This window comes from Hominimerdicola alba (assembly GCF_900109655.1).
GTDB classification, from domain to species: domain Bacteria; phylum Bacillota; class Clostridia; order Oscillospirales; family Ruminococcaceae; genus Hominimerdicola; species Hominimerdicola alba_B.
The window spans coordinates 347,683-363,614 of sequence record NZ_FOAT01000003.1 but is presented as its reverse complement, the minus strand read 5'-3'; the positions used below and the strand labels follow the sequence as shown (position 1 = coordinate 363,614).

Annotated in this window: 14 protein-coding genes; 10 read left to right on the top strand and 4 right to left on the bottom strand. The window is 47.6% G+C overall.

Features of this window, described 5'->3' with window-relative positions; genetic code table 11:
- The first annotated feature begins 20 nt into the window (after window positions 1–20).
- From BMY75_RS05685 to proS, 8 genes are all read left to right on the top strand, one after another.
- Window positions 21–1,571, top strand: a complete 1,551-nt coding sequence (locus BMY75_RS05685; protein WP_074830947.1) for a SpoIID/LytB domain-containing protein — start codon at window positions 21–23, stop codon at window positions 1,569–1,571.
- A 2-nt stretch (window positions 1,572–1,573) separates the two neighbouring features.
- On the top strand, window positions 1,574–2,161 hold the full coding sequence (locus tag BMY75_RS05680) for a Maf family protein (protein ID WP_139199723.1): 588 nt from the start codon (window positions 1,574–1,576) through the stop codon (window positions 2,159–2,161).
- A gap of 152 nt (window positions 2,162–2,313) precedes the next feature.
- A complete protein-coding gene (locus BMY75_RS05675; protein ID WP_074830944.1) occupies window positions 2,314–3,195 on the top strand; it encodes an SGNH/GDSL hydrolase family protein in 882 nt (293 codons plus the stop codon).
- 39 nt (window positions 3,196–3,234) lie between these two features.
- Window positions 3,235–3,735 carry a DUF4358 domain-containing protein gene (locus BMY75_RS05670; RefSeq protein WP_074830941.1) on the top strand — a complete coding sequence of 167 codons (501 nt, stop codon included), beginning with the start codon at window positions 3,235–3,237 and terminating at the stop codon, window positions 3,733–3,735.
- Window positions 3,735–5,180 carry an MBOAT family O-acyltransferase gene (locus BMY75_RS05665; protein WP_074830938.1) on the top strand — a complete coding sequence of 482 codons (1,446 nt, stop codon included), beginning with the start codon at window positions 3,735–3,737 and terminating at the stop codon, window positions 5,178–5,180. The genes BMY75_RS05670 and BMY75_RS05665 overlap by 1 nt, the downstream gene beginning before the upstream one ends.
- A 60-nt stretch (window positions 5,181–5,240) precedes the next feature.
- On the top strand, window positions 5,241–5,615 hold the full coding sequence (locus tag BMY75_RS05660) for a TIGR04076 family protein (RefSeq protein ID WP_074830936.1): 375 nt from the start codon (window positions 5,241–5,243) through the stop codon (window positions 5,613–5,615).
- A complete protein-coding gene (locus BMY75_RS05655) occupies window positions 5,612–5,971 on the top strand; it encodes a hypothetical protein (RefSeq protein WP_074830933.1) in 360 nt (119 codons plus the stop codon). Before BMY75_RS05660 ends, BMY75_RS05655 begins: the two co-directional genes overlap by 4 nt.
- Window positions 5,972–6,078: 107 nt before the next feature.
- Window positions 6,079–7,521 (top strand): proline--tRNA ligase, encoded by a 1,443-nt coding sequence (gene proS, locus BMY75_RS05650; RefSeq protein WP_074830930.1) that lies wholly within the window; start codon window positions 6,079–6,081, stop codon window positions 7,519–7,521.
- Window positions 7,522–7,648: 127 nt separating this feature from the next.
- Here proS and BMY75_RS05645 read toward each other — a convergent pair whose 3' ends face one another.
- From BMY75_RS05645 to BMY75_RS05630, 4 genes are all read right to left on the bottom strand, one after another.
- Window positions 7,649–8,962, bottom strand: coding sequence for an ABC transporter permease (locus BMY75_RS05645; protein WP_074830927.1), 1,314 nt, complete (start codon window positions 8,960–8,962; stop codon window positions 7,649–7,651).
- The gene (locus BMY75_RS05640; RefSeq protein WP_074830924.1) at window positions 8,955–9,902 is read right to left on the bottom strand and encodes an ABC transporter ATP-binding protein; all 948 of its coding nucleotides are present in this window, start codon (window positions 9,900–9,902) and stop codon (window positions 8,955–8,957) included. The genes BMY75_RS05645 and BMY75_RS05640 overlap by 8 nt, the downstream gene beginning before the upstream one ends.
- On the bottom strand, window positions 9,902–10,564 hold the full coding sequence (locus BMY75_RS05635; RefSeq protein WP_074830921.1) for a hypothetical protein: 663 nt from the start codon (window positions 10,562–10,564) through the stop codon (window positions 9,902–9,904). The genes BMY75_RS05640 and BMY75_RS05635 overlap by 1 nt, the downstream gene beginning before the upstream one ends.
- Before the next feature lie 63 nt (window positions 10,565–10,627).
- Window positions 10,628–11,404 (bottom strand): sugar phosphate isomerase/epimerase family protein, encoded by a 777-nt coding sequence (locus BMY75_RS05630; protein WP_074830918.1) that lies wholly within the window; start codon window positions 11,402–11,404, stop codon window positions 10,628–10,630.
- 447 nt (window positions 11,405–11,851) lie between these two features.
- Here BMY75_RS05630 and BMY75_RS05625 point away from each other — a divergent pair, with 447 nt between their 5' ends.
- Entirely contained in the window at window positions 11,852–13,231 is a 1,380-nt protein-coding gene (locus BMY75_RS05625) for an MBOAT family O-acyltransferase (protein WP_278289146.1), read from the top strand.
- Between the two features lie 13 nt (window positions 13,232–13,244).
- On the top strand, window positions 13,245–15,932 hold the full coding sequence (locus tag BMY75_RS05620; protein ID WP_074830912.1) for a DHHW family protein: 2,688 nt from the start codon (window positions 13,245–13,247) through the stop codon (window positions 15,930–15,932).

The following is a 15,932-nucleotide window of genomic DNA, read 5'->3' as shown; positions in this document are numbered from 1 at the left end:
ACGTTTGAGGTAATTTTGTGATGAGCAAGACTAAAGACGAAAATAACAGCAAGGCATCTGTCGGAAGACAGCTTGCGGCACATATCAGGATGCTTATAACAGGCGTTGCCGTCACCGGCGGCTGCGGACTGCTGATGCTGACTGACAGCGCTTTCAACCCTGCCAAAAGGGTAGAAGCAAAAGAGACCGTAAGATCTGCCGTAACACAGAAAGCAGAAAAGCCTGTCCCTAAGCCTGCCGTGGAGAAAAAGACAGCTCCCGTGGCTGAGAAAAAGCAGGAACCCGAAAAGGCTGAAGCCGAGCCTACTGTGAAAAAGATGACTTTCCCCAAGTATAAAAAAGCAGCCATAAGCGATTATGATATGTCCGCTGCTGAAACAAAGTGCAAGGGATTCAAGGTCAACAGCCCCGCTATCACCGACCCCGACGATTTCACAGTGCCTTTCCCCGAGCAGGATACTCTTATCTATTATCCCGAAAAGGCAGCCCCCCAGAAGCTTACAGCTACCAGAAGCGTGGCTGGCGAGTATTTCAGGGTGCATGATGAAAACTCAGGCTCTACCGTTGTTATGAACGGTCATGAACTTCTCTGCCTGATGGTCAATAACGAGATAGGCGATACATGGGACGACGATGCGATAAAAGCGCAGATAGTCGCTGCATATTCTCACCTGAGATTCAATCAGGAGCACGGTCTGACACCGACCATAGGTCTTAGATACGGCTATTCCTCCAAGCTTGAGAGCATAGTTGAATCCGTTGAAGGTCAGGCTATGCACTATGACGGCGAGATAATCAATGCGGTTTATTCAGCATCAAGTGCGGGTTATACCACTACCGCAGGCGATATCTGGAGCATGGATTATCCCTACCTTAAATGCGTTGAAAGCGAATTCGACAGCCAGGATGTAAACTGGGGCATCGAAAAAACATATACCAAATCACAGGTCAAGTCCATGCTTGAGGGACGCTTCGGCATCACTCTTTCAGATGACCAGACCAAGTGGTTTACTATCGACAGAGCATACAGCGTTGTTTATATCGATACCGTCACCATCGACGGCAGAGATAACTGCAAGCTTACAGGCAATCAGCTCTGTAATATGATGGGTCTTAAATCCAACGCCATCACCATAAAGTACAAGGACGGCGAATTCACATTCACTTCCTGCGGCTGGGGACACGGTGTTGGTATGTCACAGTGGGGCGCACATTACTACGCTGAAAACGGCTGGACATACGACCAGATACTGACCCACTATTACGTCGATGCAAAGCTTGAACTCTCCAAGCCCGCAGAAGGCTCGGAGGAACCGCCCGAGGACAACAGCAGCGATACTTCAACTACGAATACCGCAGCTGATGACAATACAGGTTATACCGCACCGCAGACCGATTACGGTTACAGCGATACCACTTCGCAGTGGTCGGATTATTCCGCTTCCGATGACCAGTGGTCTTCGGATACGACCTATACATCTGATACTACCTACGATAACGGCGGTTATGATAACGGAGGCTACTACGATTCAGACAGCAACTGGTCGTATGAGCAAAATGGAGGGTATTAAGTTTGACTATCAAAAATCTGCTGATGGAATATGATGTGATACTTGCATCAGCATCACCGAGAAGAAAAGAACTTATGCAGCTTATATGTCCGTCATTCAGGGTGATACCTGCCGACTGTGGAGAAGCAGTCCCCGAGGCACTGAGTGCAGGCGATGTTCCCGGTTTTCTGTCATTCCAGAAGTGCAAGTGCATTGCCGACGTTTACCAGAAAGCAGTCGTTATCGGCTGTGATACGGTAGTTACTACCGCTGACGGCGAGATACTCGGAAAACCCAAGGACAAAGAAGATGCGGCGCGTATGCTCAGACTTCTTTCGGGGCGTATGCATACCGTTGATACAGGAGTATCCATCAGCTATAAAGGTCATACCGATACCTTTACCGAAACAACAAAGGTCTGGTTCAAGGATCTCACCGATGAGGAGATAGAGGATTATATCAATACGGGCGAACCGATGGATAAGGCTGGCGCTTACGGCATACAGGGCGAGGGAACGCTTCTCGTGGATAAGATCGAGGGCGATTTCTTCAACGTTGTTGGACTGCCCGTATCCAAGCTTGCCGGCAAGCTGCATGAAATGTTAGATTAACATCAACAAAGGCAGGCATATTCTTGTGCCTGCCTTTTGTATGCCCTAAAGAAAACTAGGTGCGATAATACTAAATTTCAAGAATGTACTTGCAAATATCTCGGAAATATGGTATGATATACTTATCTAGTTGTGTTCAGAGGAAATGAAAGATGGAAAGTAATTCGGTTATCAGAAAAAGGCGCGTAAAAGCGCAGCAGAATATGGTCACAGCCCTGTGTCTGGGGTGTATGCTGTTTACTGTGTGCTGGTCGGTGTTTGCTGCCGTGAAAGAAGCACACAAACCCGCCGTTGACACCAAGGCTGAAAAAACTGCGCCCAAAATTGAAATAACCTCGCATGAAGCGAAACAGGAGGATACTGAATCTTCCGAAGCAGAGCCTGAAAGCTCCGTGACAGAGGAAACAAGTTCCATAGCGCCCGAAATTTCAGATGGCGAACACCCATACACTGTCCCAAAGGATACTGCCGATACTCTGGGTGATGCAGTATTTATCGGTGACAGCCGTACTGTCGGCATGATGAACAGTACCGATAAGCCCCAGGCGACTTTCCTGTGCGCAGTCGGACTTAATATCGACACCGTGCTGACCTCCACCGAGATAGCACAGGGCGACGGTTCTGTTGGTACTCTCCAGCAGGCACTCAGCTCCCGCCAGTTCGGCAGAGTTTTCATAAGCTTCGGCACCAACGAGATGGGCTGGCCTTATGTTGATACCTTTGAGGAGCATTATACCGAGATGGTCAAGACGATACAAAGCTATCAGCCCAATGCAGAGATATACCTCATAGGTATACTTCCTCTGGCAGAATCTCAGGATCAGGACGGCGATGCTGTTAATAACGAGAACGCCCGCACTTTCACCGCTTCGATAGAAAAGGTGGCAGGCGAACTGGGTCTGCATTACCTCGACTGCTCTCCTGCGGTTGCGGACGAAAACGGCTACCTCCCCGAGGAAGCTTCTCCCGACGGCATACACATGACAGCCGACTATTGCCTGTACTGGCAGAATTTCATAATAGACAATACCTGATGGTATGACAATAAAGATTAAAAGGATAAGGTGAGTAAAATGAATATCAAAAAAACATTATGTATCATTCTTGCAGCTATGACAGTTACCTGCGCCTGCGCTTCCTGCGGCAAAAAGGAAGACAGCGACAAGGGCGGCGATAGTGCCAAGACAGAAACTGTTGAGAATATCGACGTTAAAGCCGTTGCAGATCAGCTGAAGAACGATATCTCCTATGAGGACAGCCTCATCGAATTTGATGCTGATAAGATCGAAAAGATAATGGGCGTTTCACCCGAGGCTTACAAATCCGCAAAGGTATACGTAAGCTCCACAGGCGCTACCCCCGAGGAGATCGCCTGCTTTGAAGCAAACAAGGATATGGTTGAATCCATCGAGGGAAGCCTTACCATAAGACTTGCTAACCAGAAGTCTACTTTCACCGATTATAAGCCTGAACAGGCACCCAAGCTGGATGATGCTGTGCTTGTTGTAAAGGGCGATTACGTGTTCTTCAGCGTATCAGGCGACAGCGCAAAGGCTAAGGAGATAATCGGTTAATGCTTTTTTCAAGTACGACCTTCCTTTTTGGCTTCCTGCCCGCAGTACTGCTGATGTATTTCCTGATGCCCGTACTGTTCAGAAAGCACGCAAGAACAGCCCAGAACGCGGTGCTGTTCCTGTTCAGCCTTGTGTTCTACGCATGGGGCGAACCAATATATATATTTCTGATGTGTCTGTCCATAACAGTCGCATACATCACGGGCATACTGGCGGATAAGACCCGCCTGCCCGAAAATAAAAAGGACAGCAAAGGTCCTTTTGCCGCGATGATGACAGCGGTGGTCTGGAATCTGGGACTGCTGCTGTTTTTCAAGTATACGGATTTCTTTATCAATACGATAAACTCCGCCGCAGGCACACAGCTAAAGCCCACAGGTCTGGCACTGCCCATAGGCATAAGCTTCTACAGCTTCCAGACTCTCTCCTATGTTATCGACGTATACAAAGGCAACGTTAAGTGCCAGAAGAATATACTCCATCTTGGCACCTACGTGGCATTGTTCCCACAGCTTATCGCAGGACCTATTGTCAGATACATAGATGTCGCTGAACAGCTGGTTCACAGGGACGAGAGCATCGAGAAGTTTGCAGAGGGCGTAAAGCGCTTCTGCATCGGTCTGGGCAAGAAAGTCATCATCGCTAACGCGGTGGGTGAACTTTTTGACAGCATATCCAACTCCCCTCAGAGCGAACTCAGCGTAGCCGCAAGCTGGATAGGCATAATCGCATATACCTTCCAGATATACTTCGATTTCTCGGGCTATTCCGATATGGCGATAGGTCTCGGCAAGATGTTTGGGTTTGATTTCCTTGAAAACTTCAACTACCCCTATATATCCGATTCCATCACCGAATTCTGGCGCAGATGGCATATCTCACTGTCAAGCTGGTTCAGGGATTACGTATATATCCCCCTTGGCGGAAACCGCAAGGGCAAGGCAAGACAGTGCGTCAATATCATGGTGGTATGGTTCCTGACAGGCTTCTGGCACGGCGCTAACTGGAATTTCATGATGTGGGGCGTTTACTTCGGCGTGATACTCCTGCTGGAGAAAAACTTCCTGCTGAAACTCCTGAAAAAATCACCAAAGATAGTTCAGCATATCTATGCACTTCTGCTGATAGTTATTGGCTGGGGAATTTTCGCCTATGAAGATACCTCGGCGCTCTTACAGAATCTGAAAAATATGTTCGGCTTCGGCGGACTTCCCCTCTGGAACGGACAGACAGCTTTCTGGCTGACACAGAACATAGTTCTGTTCATGCTGGCGATAGTATGCTCCACTCCGCTTATCAAAAAAGCAGGCGGATTCATGGCAAAGCATAAGCCCTCAATGTACGAAACGGTCATAGTCCCCGCAGAATGTACCCTGCTGTTCATAGTATCGGTGGCATATCTGGCAGGCAACTCCTTCAACCCGTTTTTGTATTTCAGGTTCTAGGAGGATAGCTTCATAACGGCGCTTACGCCGAATCGTAAGCATTTCTGACGGAGGTACACCATGAAAAAATGGTATAACGAGGAATACGAATTCACAGTTAAAGTATTGGGATTTCTCAGGGGAAACAAGACCGAAAGATACTGCCGCAACGGCGAAGAACCCGGCGATACCTACACCTGCACCTACGGTTGTCCCGTAAATAAGGACGGTCAGGGCATATGCTCCAAAACAATGATGATGCTGTATCCGCTGATGGAAGCTGTACGCAGCGGCGGCGACCTTGAAAACCTCGGCGGTGACAGCAAGTATACCAAAACCGTAGTCTGTCCCGACGGCTGTGTTATGTTCAGACTGACAGCAAAGCCTTTGGGCAACCCGAATTTCCATAAAGGAAAATTCTGGGATTACCCCGATGAAACAGAGGAACAAAAATGAATCCGAATCACGAATTACTGAACCTGCTGGGCTCGCTGGCATTGAAATGCGGCATCATAATGGTGCTGATAGTGCTGGCTTGTCTGGTAACGCCGAAAATGGCGAAATGGATACAGAAGAAAAATCCTCAGTTGGCAGACAAGATCGAACGCAAGGGTCTTGCCGCGCCCGAAAGGGTGGAGGATTCTGCCACGGGACATTCTCCCCAGGAAAACTACGAAGTCCACAGCGCCTTTGAAGCTTCAAAGGAAGAGGACTTCGACCCCAATTATAAGATATACAACCAGGATATATACGCTTTCAATTTCAAAAAGAAAGCCGAGGATAAACAGGGAGAATCAAGCGATAAAGACTAATGAAAAGCGCTTGTTATCAGCTGTTGATCGTATCCTCGATGGACAAAAAATCAAGTAAACAGTGGCGGAATGATCTCGCCGTACATATAATTAGGAGTTGAAAAAATATGGCAAAGAATAAGAAAATGGTCGATGCGATAACCTCAATGGATGAGGATTTCGCAAAGTGGTACACCGACATCTGCACTAAGGCAGAGCTGATAGCCTACACAAGCGTTAAGGGCTGTATGGTAATAAGACCCTATGGCTACGCTATCTGGGAGAACATACAGAAGATACTCGATACCCGTTTTAAGGCACTGGGTCACGAGAATGTTTGTATGCCTATGTTTATCCCCGAGAGCCTTCTCCAGAAAGAGAAGGATCACGTTGAGGGCTTTGCACCCGAAGTTGCATGGGTAACTCACGGCGGAAGCGAGAAGCTTGAAGACAGACTCTGCGTAAGACCTACTTCCGAGACACTGTTCTGCGAGCACTACGCTAATATCGTTCACAGCTACCGCGACCTGCCCAAGCTGTATAACCAGTGGGTAAGCGTTGTAAGATGGGAAAAGACTACCCGTCCTTTCCTCCGTTCCAGAGAGTTCCTGTGGCAGGAGGGTCATACTATCCATGAAACTCCCGAGGAGGCTATCGAAGAGACAGAGCGTATGCTCAACTGCTATGCTGACTTCTGTGAGAAGGAGCTGGCTATGCCTGTTGTTAAGGGCAGAAAGACCGACAGCGATAAGTTCGCAGGTGCTGAGGCTACCTATGCTATCGAGGCACTTATGCACGATGGTAAGGCACTTCAGGCTGGTACTTCCCACTATTTCGGCGACGGCTTTGCCAAGGCTTTCGGTATCCAGTTCACAGGCAGAGATAATAAGCTGGCATTCCCTCACCAGACTTCATGGGGCGTTACCACCCGTCTTATTGGCGCTATCATCATGACACACGGCGATGACAACGGTCTTGTACTGCCTCCCGCAGTTGCACCTGTACAGGCAGTTATCGTGCCTATCCAGCAGTTCAAGGAGGGCGTTCTTGAAAAGGCAAACGAGGTATACGAGCAGCTGAAAGCAGCAGGTATCCGCGTTAAGCTTGATGATACCGACCAGTCCCCCGGATGGAAGTTCGCAGAGTACGAGATGAAGGGTGTGCCCGTTCGTATCGAGCTGGGACCCAAGGATATCGAGAACGGTCAGTGCGTAATAGTTACCAGACACGACAGAGAAAAGACCTTCACACCTCTCACCGAGCTGGTCGAGACAGTAAACGCTAAGCTTGAAGCAGTACGTGACGGCATATTCCAGAAGGCTCTTGAAAACCGCGAGAGACGTACCTATGCCTGCAAGACCACCGATGATATCATCAAGGCTCTCGAAGAGAACGGCGACGGCTTCGTAAAGGCTATGTGGTGCGGCGAAGAAGAGTGCGAGGATAAGGTAAAGGAACTGACAGGCGTTGGTTCAAGATGTATCCCCTTCGAGCAGGATAATATCAGCGATGTATGCGTATGCTGCGGCAAGCCTGCAAAGAAAATGGTACTCTGGGGCAAGGCTTATTAATTCATAATTCCTAATTCACAATTCATAATTATTGACAGGGATTATTGCTTTGCTGTTTTTATCGTAATAAATATACGGGAGATATCTTTGCGGATATCTCCCGTGTTTTTATATCATATAAACTTGATCATACCGACCGTCTTGTGAAGCCGTCCCATGCAGTAAGCAGGAACACCGCCAGATGAGCGACAACTACTATTATCGCAGCGCCCACCGTTTGCTGAGGGAAGGACGCGCCGCCCTTGTGTATGGTAAGCAGATCTGTGTTTGCAAATATCAGATATCTGCCCCAGTCCATCTTGAAGGTCGCCATTATCATAACAACGGAAGGTCCTATGGAATTTACGATAAATCCCGTAACTATCGCCAGTGCGGTACTTCTCAGCAGTGAGGAGATCATAAATGCCAGGGAAGTTGTTATCATCACCTGAACGCTTTTCAGCATAAAGTTCTTGATAAGGTAGATGAAAGTATTCTGTGCCACTACCTCGCCTTCTTTCAGCGAGAGATAAGGCGCTGATATACCGTCAAACCCGAAGAACAATCCGACCATGGGTATGTTCACAATAAACATCAGCAGCATCAGCAGGAATCCCATGGATATCACCGTGACATATTTCGCCATAAGTATCTCGCCGCGCTTTGCGGGGCTTATCAGCAGGAATTTTATCGTTCCCTGACTGAATTCGCTTGCCACGATACCGCCCGCTATCATCAGCATTATTATGCCGATAAAGCTTTCAACATAGGGTATCTTTATCATTACGTCCCAGAAACCAAACTTCTCTGAATAGTTTGCTTCCAGCAGGGATACATCTTTTTTAGATGTCTCATCATAAAGCTCGTGTTCCAGCTGATATCTGTATTTCGCTATGGATTCCTCAGCGGAATCTGTGCCTTCGACATCTCCGTCCATAGCATTGCCTATCTTGAATATGAGAGCGTTCTTTTCCTCAAATTCCTCGCCGTAACCGATGTCATGCTCCAGCTTGTATTTGTAAGCCCATTTGTCTCCGGCTGAGCAATCGATTTTCTTGCTTTTGTAGGAGCAGAAACCTCTCCAGTCATCTGTTTTGCAAAGCAGAGTATAGGTCTGTATGTCTTGCTTATTTGCATCGTCATACATACCGTTCCTATAAGCTGTAAACTCCCAGTCCGAATCAGCATCTACTGCTTCGAGAAGTGCCAGTTTTTCTTCACGCAGGGGCATATCGGGACTGTTTTCGATCTCTCTTTTCTTATTTTTGAAAACTTCTGTTCTGTGAGCTGTTTCATCAAACGCTTCCGCGCCGAACTCTTTCATGCCAATATTATTTATAAACTTTGCCATCGGTGCAAAGCACAGGCATACCGCCAGGAATATTACCAGCAGTATCCTTGTTGATTTCTTTTTATATATCTTGATATACTCGTTTTTCACGAGTTCAAAAAACTTACCCAACCTGTCCATCTCCTTCCGCTCCTGTAAGCTCGATAAATACCTCTTCAAGCTTTTTGCTTTCCTTGGGGTGTACGGAGTAGATGTTTATATCATTTTTCGCCAGGGTCTTTATCGCCTCTGCTATATCGTTCTGCGCGTTCTCAGTCTCAAGTTTCAGGTAAAGCATTTTTTCCTGTGCGCTGATGTTCTCCACACCGTCAAGTATCTCCGCCGCTTTTACGGCGTCATCTGTCTCGATAATGTATTCCGTGTATTTATCGTTGGAAAGGGAAGCTATCTCTTCCATGGTGTAGGTGCCTATCATTTTGCCCTTGGCGATTATCCCTACGCGGTCGCACATGAGTTCCATCTCGCTCATAAGATGGGACGATACCACTACGCATACCCCGTCCGTATGTGCTAGGTCTTTCAGGATATCTCTAAGTTCCTTTATACCCTGTGGGTCAAGACCGTTGGTAGGTTCGTCCAGTATCAGAAGCTTGGGTTTGTGCATAAGCGCCTGAGCCACACCCAGCCTCTGTCTCATACCCAGTGAGTACTTCGATACCTTGTCATCTATGCGGTTTGTAAGCTTTACCATCTCCACCGCTTTGTCTATCTCACTAAAATCCAGACCCCTCATTCGTGCATATTGCTTGAGGTTATCTCTGCCTGACATGAACTTGTACATTTCAGGGTTCTCAACTATGCCCCCCACGTTGCTCATGGCGTCTTCATATTCCTTGATTATATCATGTCCGCAGACCTGTATCTCGCCCTCGTCCAGCAGAAGAAGTCCCACCACCGTCTTGATGGTAGTCGTCTTGCCCGCACCGTTAGGTCCCAGAAAACCGAATACCTCACCTGCGTAGCACTCCATGTTTATATCGTGGAGTATCTCCTTTTTGCCGATGGTCTTGCTGAGCCCCTTTATGCTCAGTGCGATATTCTTTTTATCCATCAGCCTTCACCCCCTTCAGCATCTTCGGGATATTCTATTTCTACACGTGAATCATCGTTATATGATACCGTCACTGCCTTCCAGGTATCACCATCGGGGAAAAGGTACATATTCAGCGATCCGCTGTACCTTATGGTTTTCCTGAGGTCTTTGTCAGCATCGTGGCGTATCTCGATGTATGTGTATAATATGCTGTCGGGGACAATAATATCGGGCGAACCATCACAGTCCAGGGTGATCTTGTAGTCTATCTGAACATTCGCACCGTCAATGCCCCATTTCGTCACAGAGGAACTTATCTGCTCATATTCCGCTGAATAGATCCTGTCTTTACCTGTGGTGTCAAGCCCCATGTTTTCTACCATCAATAACATACTGCTCTTGTTTTTAGAGTCTAGGTTCGTGTCCTCAAGGGTCATCTTGCTGTCCTTGCTGATAAAATTATCCTGTATACAAGCTGTAAGCTTGCGCTGTACGCCCTCCCTGTTGTCGCCAACGTTAGCCTCAGCTATCTCTTTGCAGATCTCGTTAGCCTTGTCGGTTATCTCGGGGATATTCTTTTTGAAAGCCGCGTTCTGTGCTATAACGTATACTGCCGTACCCGCCGCCAGTACCAGACCAAGCACCAGCCCACGGTTTATGTGGTTCCATCTGATCTTCATTTTAAGCCTCTTTTCTCCTTTTATTGTTTTTTCTGATCATGCCGTGTATTCCGCTTATGATCTTCACAGCGTCTGTTCAAGTCTTTCCGCCCTCTCGTGAGCCAGTTTCAGAAAACTCCTGATATCAAGCTGACTGTAATCCCAGTTCATGGGTTCGAGAGTTACCGCACCCTTGTACCCGATGTTTCTGAGATTCTCCATAACAACCGACCAGTCGATTTTTCCGTCAAAGGGCAGCTGATGCTGACCGCATATCCCGCCGTTATCGTGAAGATGCAGTGCTTTCAGCCTGTCGCCATAAGCTTTGAGCAGGTCTAAGCCCGAAGCATAGTTTATATGATGACAGCTGTCATAGCAAAATCCGATATGCGGAAAAGTTACACGTTCCAGCGTTGATTCGAGATTGCGAATGTTTCTGAGATTCTCAAAAGCTACCTGAACACCCAGTTCTCCCGCCCTGTCTATGATACGGTCAAGTCTGCCGTTTCCTAAAGCGTTAAGGGGGTGACTGTCATCGGGCAGATGTATCACCACCGTCGGGATATGGTATTTATCACAATCTTCAACGCATTTCAGATAATCATGCAGTACATTGTCGCCCGATAAATTATCCTCGGAAATAAGATCCTGTTCGTGAACAGGTGCGTGCATATTTTCAAGGATAAGACCAGCCTGCCTTGCAAGATCGGCATCCTGCTCAAAACCCTCTCCGCGCCCGAATCTATCGCTCCACCAAAGCATTACACAGTCAAATCCTGCCGCTCTGATAAGCCTGTATCTTTCACGGAACGGCACATCATATCCCGCACCGTATCCAAAGCAGTCATAGATACCTGTCATAAACTGTTTTTCCCTCCGTATCCCGATGCCACGACCTGATCGGGATATTTTGTTAAATATTTATCATCTTGTCCGATTATGATTATAGCACAATTGTAACTAAAAATCAATAGAATTATCACTACACTAAGAAATAATTAAGATACTTTTATGAAATGCAGCACACGCTGTTGCACTTTACGAAGTGATCATATGGTAAAATCTGAAACCCGCAATAAATCTCGCCCTTTGAATCAATGCACAAATATAACGAGAAAATAAGTCCGAAATTTTTCACTTTTTGTTAAAAAAAAGGTTGACCTAGGGCGAAATAAGTGGTATAATAACTGTATATGACCGAAATCGGAGATTTTAGCCATTTTTCGGTAAAAATTTGGAAATTTATTGGATTGGGAGTAATATAACGTGGTTTTTGCAGATCTGTTTTTTCTGTATTTCTTTTTGCCTGTGTGTCTGATATGTTATTTCATCACACGCAACGCTACTATAAGAAATATCGTGCTTATAGTTTTTTCAATGATATTCTACGCATGGGGCGAACCTGTGTGGGTAAGCATACTCTGTGTATCCGCACTGGTGGACTATTGCAACGGACGAGTCATCGAAAAGCACCCCGAGGGCTGGCAGGCTAAACTTGCACTGGCATGGTCGCTGATATTCAATCTGGGACTGCTATTCGGCTTCAAGTACACGGGATTCTTTGTGGAAAACCTGAACAACGCCACAGGTCTCGGACTGCCCGTGCCCCACATAAAACTGCCCATAGGCATATCCTTCTATACATTCCAGACAATATCCTATACCATAGACTGCTACTGGGGCAAGGTAAAGCCTCAGAAGAGTTTCCTTAAATTCCTGATGTACGTATCTCTCTTCCCACAGCTTGTGGCAGGACCTATCGTAAGATACTCCGTTATAGCCGAGGAGATAGAGGACAGAAAGACTACCATCAACGATATATCCGAGGGCTTTTCACGTATAATACTGGGTCTCGGCAAAAAGGTGCTCATCGCCAACAGCCTGAGCACAGTCGTTACCTCGCTTTTCGGTGATGCCGATAATAAGTATTCCGCCATAGATTCCCTGTCCGTGCTTGGCACATGGTACGGCGCTATACTGGTAGGTCTCTGGTATTACTTCGATTTCTCGGGCTATTCCGATATAGCTATCGGTCTCGGCAGGATATTCGGTTTCCACTTCGATGAAAACTTCAAGTATCCTTTTATATGCAAGACTATATCCGAATTCTGGCAGAGATGGCACATCTCCCTGAGTTCGTTCTTCCGCGATTATGTGCTCTATATCCCCATATTCGGCAAAAGGCGCAAATACGGCGGACTTTTCCTGGTATGGTTCCTTACAGGTCTGTGGCACGGCGCAAGCTGGAACTTCGTTTTCTGGGGACTTTACTACGGTCTGTTCATCATGATGGAAATGATGATAGGCAAGAAGAAAATGAAGAAAATGCCTGTACCTGTGGCACATATCTATACCAAGACAATAATCTTCCTGGGCTTCGGCATCTTCTATTTCGAGAGCCTGCCCAAGCTGTGCAAGTTCTTCAAGGGACTTATAGGACTTAACGGCAACTCCTTCTGCGATGCTTATACCGCAAATATCTTTATGGGCAATATCTTCCTGTTCATCGCAGCCATATTCTTTGCAATGCCCGTTATACCCAAGATACGCGAAAAGGCATTCAAGAAGCCCGGAAGTGCTTATATCTTCCAGTCAGCAGGCGTTATTTGCAACGCGCTCATACTCATTGCAAGCAGTCTGCTGCTGCTGAACAACACAAACAATCCGTTCCTTTATTTCAGATTCTGAGCAGGTGAGCTAAATGATGGATAATAAAAATAACAAGCGCTCTCCCGCTTTTGACCTGGAGGCGCTGACAAAAGCATATGAGCGTTCGCTGAACGACGTTACACTGGGGGGCAAGGATATCCCCACCCCCGAATCAAGAAGGACAGCAAGGAACACCAAGCCCGTAGGCGAACTGAAAAGCTTCGTGCCCGAGGATTTCAGCCCCGTCAGCGAGGGTGCTGCCGAGCATGATAAGATAGTTGATAAGATAAGGGAAGACCGCCGCAAGCGCAGTCACAGCATCTGGACGGACAGTCCTCTGCTGAAACCCAAAAAGAGCGTCTGGATAGACGGCGAAGACGAACCCGAAGAGACACAGCAGACACCTGTCACCCAGCCTGTTTACGGCACTCCCGCCCAGCCTGTACCTCCCGTACAGCAGCAGGCTCCCGTGAAAAGACAGCTGCCCCCTGATTTCGTTGCTCCTCTTCCTGTGATGACCCAGCCCCCCAAGCCCGCACCCGTCCCCGATTTCGGCGAGGTAGTCGATGCAGCTATGGGCGTTACCCACAAGCAGGAGCTGGTCATGAACGTAGACTCCCACGGCGATGCAAGAGTACGCGAAGTACCCCACAGGGCAGGCAGGATGAAAGCGGCAGATTCTCCCAATAAGCGCACAGTATCGCTGAAAATGCCCATATCAAAAATGAATCTCGATGACCTGCGCGACCCTGTTCCCGAGAAGAAGCCTGAAGCACCCAAAAAGGCTGAAACTCCCGCAGTCACCGAAAAGGCACAGCCCGCCGAAAGTCCCAAATTTACGGATAAAACGGCGGAATTCAGCATAGCAGGCGCAAAGGCTGAAAAGCCCGAAACTGAGAGGTTCTCCGCGGCAGCCGTAACGCCCGCAGTATCAGCAAGACCTTCAGCAGAGATACCTGCAGAGGCAAAGCAGGCTGAGACTGTAAAACCCGCAGTAAAGTCACCCGCACCCGAAGTGTCCGCAGCTGCACCTGTACGCGAAAAGACTGTACCCGCAGAGGATACCGCCGAAAAGACAGCAGGCAGCGAAGAACTCTACGATTTCGCGGATATGATTCACAAAGTCCGCAGTAATAAAAAGGACAGACCCGGCGATACCGCCGAGAAATCTGCCCGCCGCAGTGCTGAATCCAAGAAGAAGTCAGCATCAAAGCGCCAGAAGACCAAGAACCACGAGCTGGAATTCCGCTTTATAAACTGCATCATGTGCGTGGGCATGGTATTTGCCATATTCTTCTCTCTGCTTTTCATGGAAAGGGAGAGCGGCTTTATAAATTCCGAAAACAGAAACCTTGCAGAGTTCCCCTCTTTCAGCATAAAGGATTATTTTTCTGGAAAGTATACCAAGGCGATAGATGATTATTTCACCGATACTATCCCCGGCAGAGAAGAACTGAAAAAGTTCGGCGCAGCTTACGACCGCATGAAAGGTATCGACCTGGGCGGCGCTAAAGTAAGCGGTACTCACAAGAAAGCCGAAAAGGAAACTCTCGATGAAGAAAAGCGCGCAGCTGTTACCACAGTTACCGCTAATACCGACCCCAAGGCCATAACTACCACCAAGGCTAAGGATAAGGACGGCAAGAAGACTACCACCAAAAAGGAAGAGGTAGTCAAACTCCCTGAGATACTTGACGACGGCGTTCTTGAGGGCGATGTCATAGTATTCGGCAAGGGCAAGGATGTCCGCGCTGTTGCGGGCTACTACGGTATGTTCGAGACAGGTGCGCTCTATGCCAAGACTATCAACAAGTACAAGGAAGAAATGCCTGAGATCAACGTATATAACATGACCATACCTACCTCTGCGGCTTACTATATGCCCAAGAACTTCAAGGACATAGTTGCCGACCAGAAGGATAATATCGACAATATCGCTTCCGAACTCAGCGGCATCATCAATGTTGATGTTTATGACGCCATAGGCGCTCATACCGATGAATATATCTATTCACGTACCGATCACCACTGGCAGCCTCTTGGCGCTTACTATGCAGGCAAGGTCTTTGCTGAAAAGGCAGGCGTTAAGTACGCAGACCTGAAGACCTACGAGAAGTGCAAGATAAACGGCTTCCTTGGTACGATGTATGCTTACAGCAACTATGACAGCGAGCTGGAAGCAAATCCCGATACTTTCATCTACTACAAGCCTGATAACGAGTATACAACAACATACTATAATACTGATTTCACCAATGGTGAAGTAGGCAGTATGTTCTTTGATTTTGCTGAGGGCGTAAACTGCTACTCCGCAATACTGGGACAGGACGAAGAGATAACCGAGGTTACCACAGATGCCGATAACGGCAGAACACTGGTCATCTTCAAGGACAGCTTCGGCAACGCACTGGTACCTTTCCTGACACACAGCTTTGAGAAGATCTACGTGTGTGATTTCAGATACTTTGACGAAAACGCTATTGAGTTCTGCCGTGCGGTAGGCTGTACCGACCTGTTGTTCTCCATCTCCATAACTTCCTGCTCGACTGAGATGCATATAACTGCTATAAACAATAACCGCGTGCAGGATTCCGCAGTACCTCTGGAGATACAGTCGGAAGAACCCGAGGAGAGCCAGCCCGAAGAAAAGCCCGATGAGAACGAATCGAAGCCCGAGGACGGAAATGCCGACAGCAATTCCGAAAAAGACGATGATGCCAACGGCGGCTATGAGGATTGA

Coding starts and splice junctions, on each gene's coding strand:
- BMY75_RS05655 (WP_074830933.1), top strand. CDS start 5,612: ATGAATCCGAATCACGAATTACTGAACCTGCTGGGCTCGCTGGCATTG.
- BMY75_RS05630 (WP_074830918.1), bottom strand. CDS start 11,404: ATGACAGGTATCTATGACTGCTTTGGATACGGTGCGGGATATGATGTG.
- BMY75_RS05660 (WP_074830936.1), top strand. CDS start 5,241: ATGAAAAAATGGTATAACGAGGAATACGAATTCACAGTTAAAGTATTG.
- BMY75_RS05640 (WP_074830924.1), bottom strand. CDS start 9,902: ATGGATAAAAAGAATATCGCACTGAGCATAAAGGGGCTCAGCAAGACC.
- BMY75_RS05620 (WP_074830912.1), top strand. CDS start 13,245: ATGATGGATAATAAAAATAACAAGCGCTCTCCCGCTTTTGACCTGGAG.
- BMY75_RS05665 (WP_074830938.1), top strand. CDS start 3,735: ATGCTTTTTTCAAGTACGACCTTCCTTTTTGGCTTCCTGCCCGCAGTA.
- BMY75_RS05670 (WP_074830941.1), top strand. CDS start 3,235: ATGAATATCAAAAAAACATTATGTATCATTCTTGCAGCTATGACAGTT.
- BMY75_RS05675 (WP_074830944.1), top strand. CDS start 2,314: ATGGAAAGTAATTCGGTTATCAGAAAAAGGCGCGTAAAAGCGCAGCAG.
- BMY75_RS05685 (WP_074830947.1), top strand. CDS start 21: ATGAGCAAGACTAAAGACGAAAATAACAGCAAGGCATCTGTCGGAAGA.
- BMY75_RS05635 (WP_074830921.1), bottom strand. CDS start 10,564: ATGAAGATCAGATGGAACCACATAAACCGTGGGCTGGTGCTTGGTCTG.
- proS (WP_074830930.1), top strand. CDS start 6,079: ATGGCAAAGAATAAGAAAATGGTCGATGCGATAACCTCAATGGATGAG.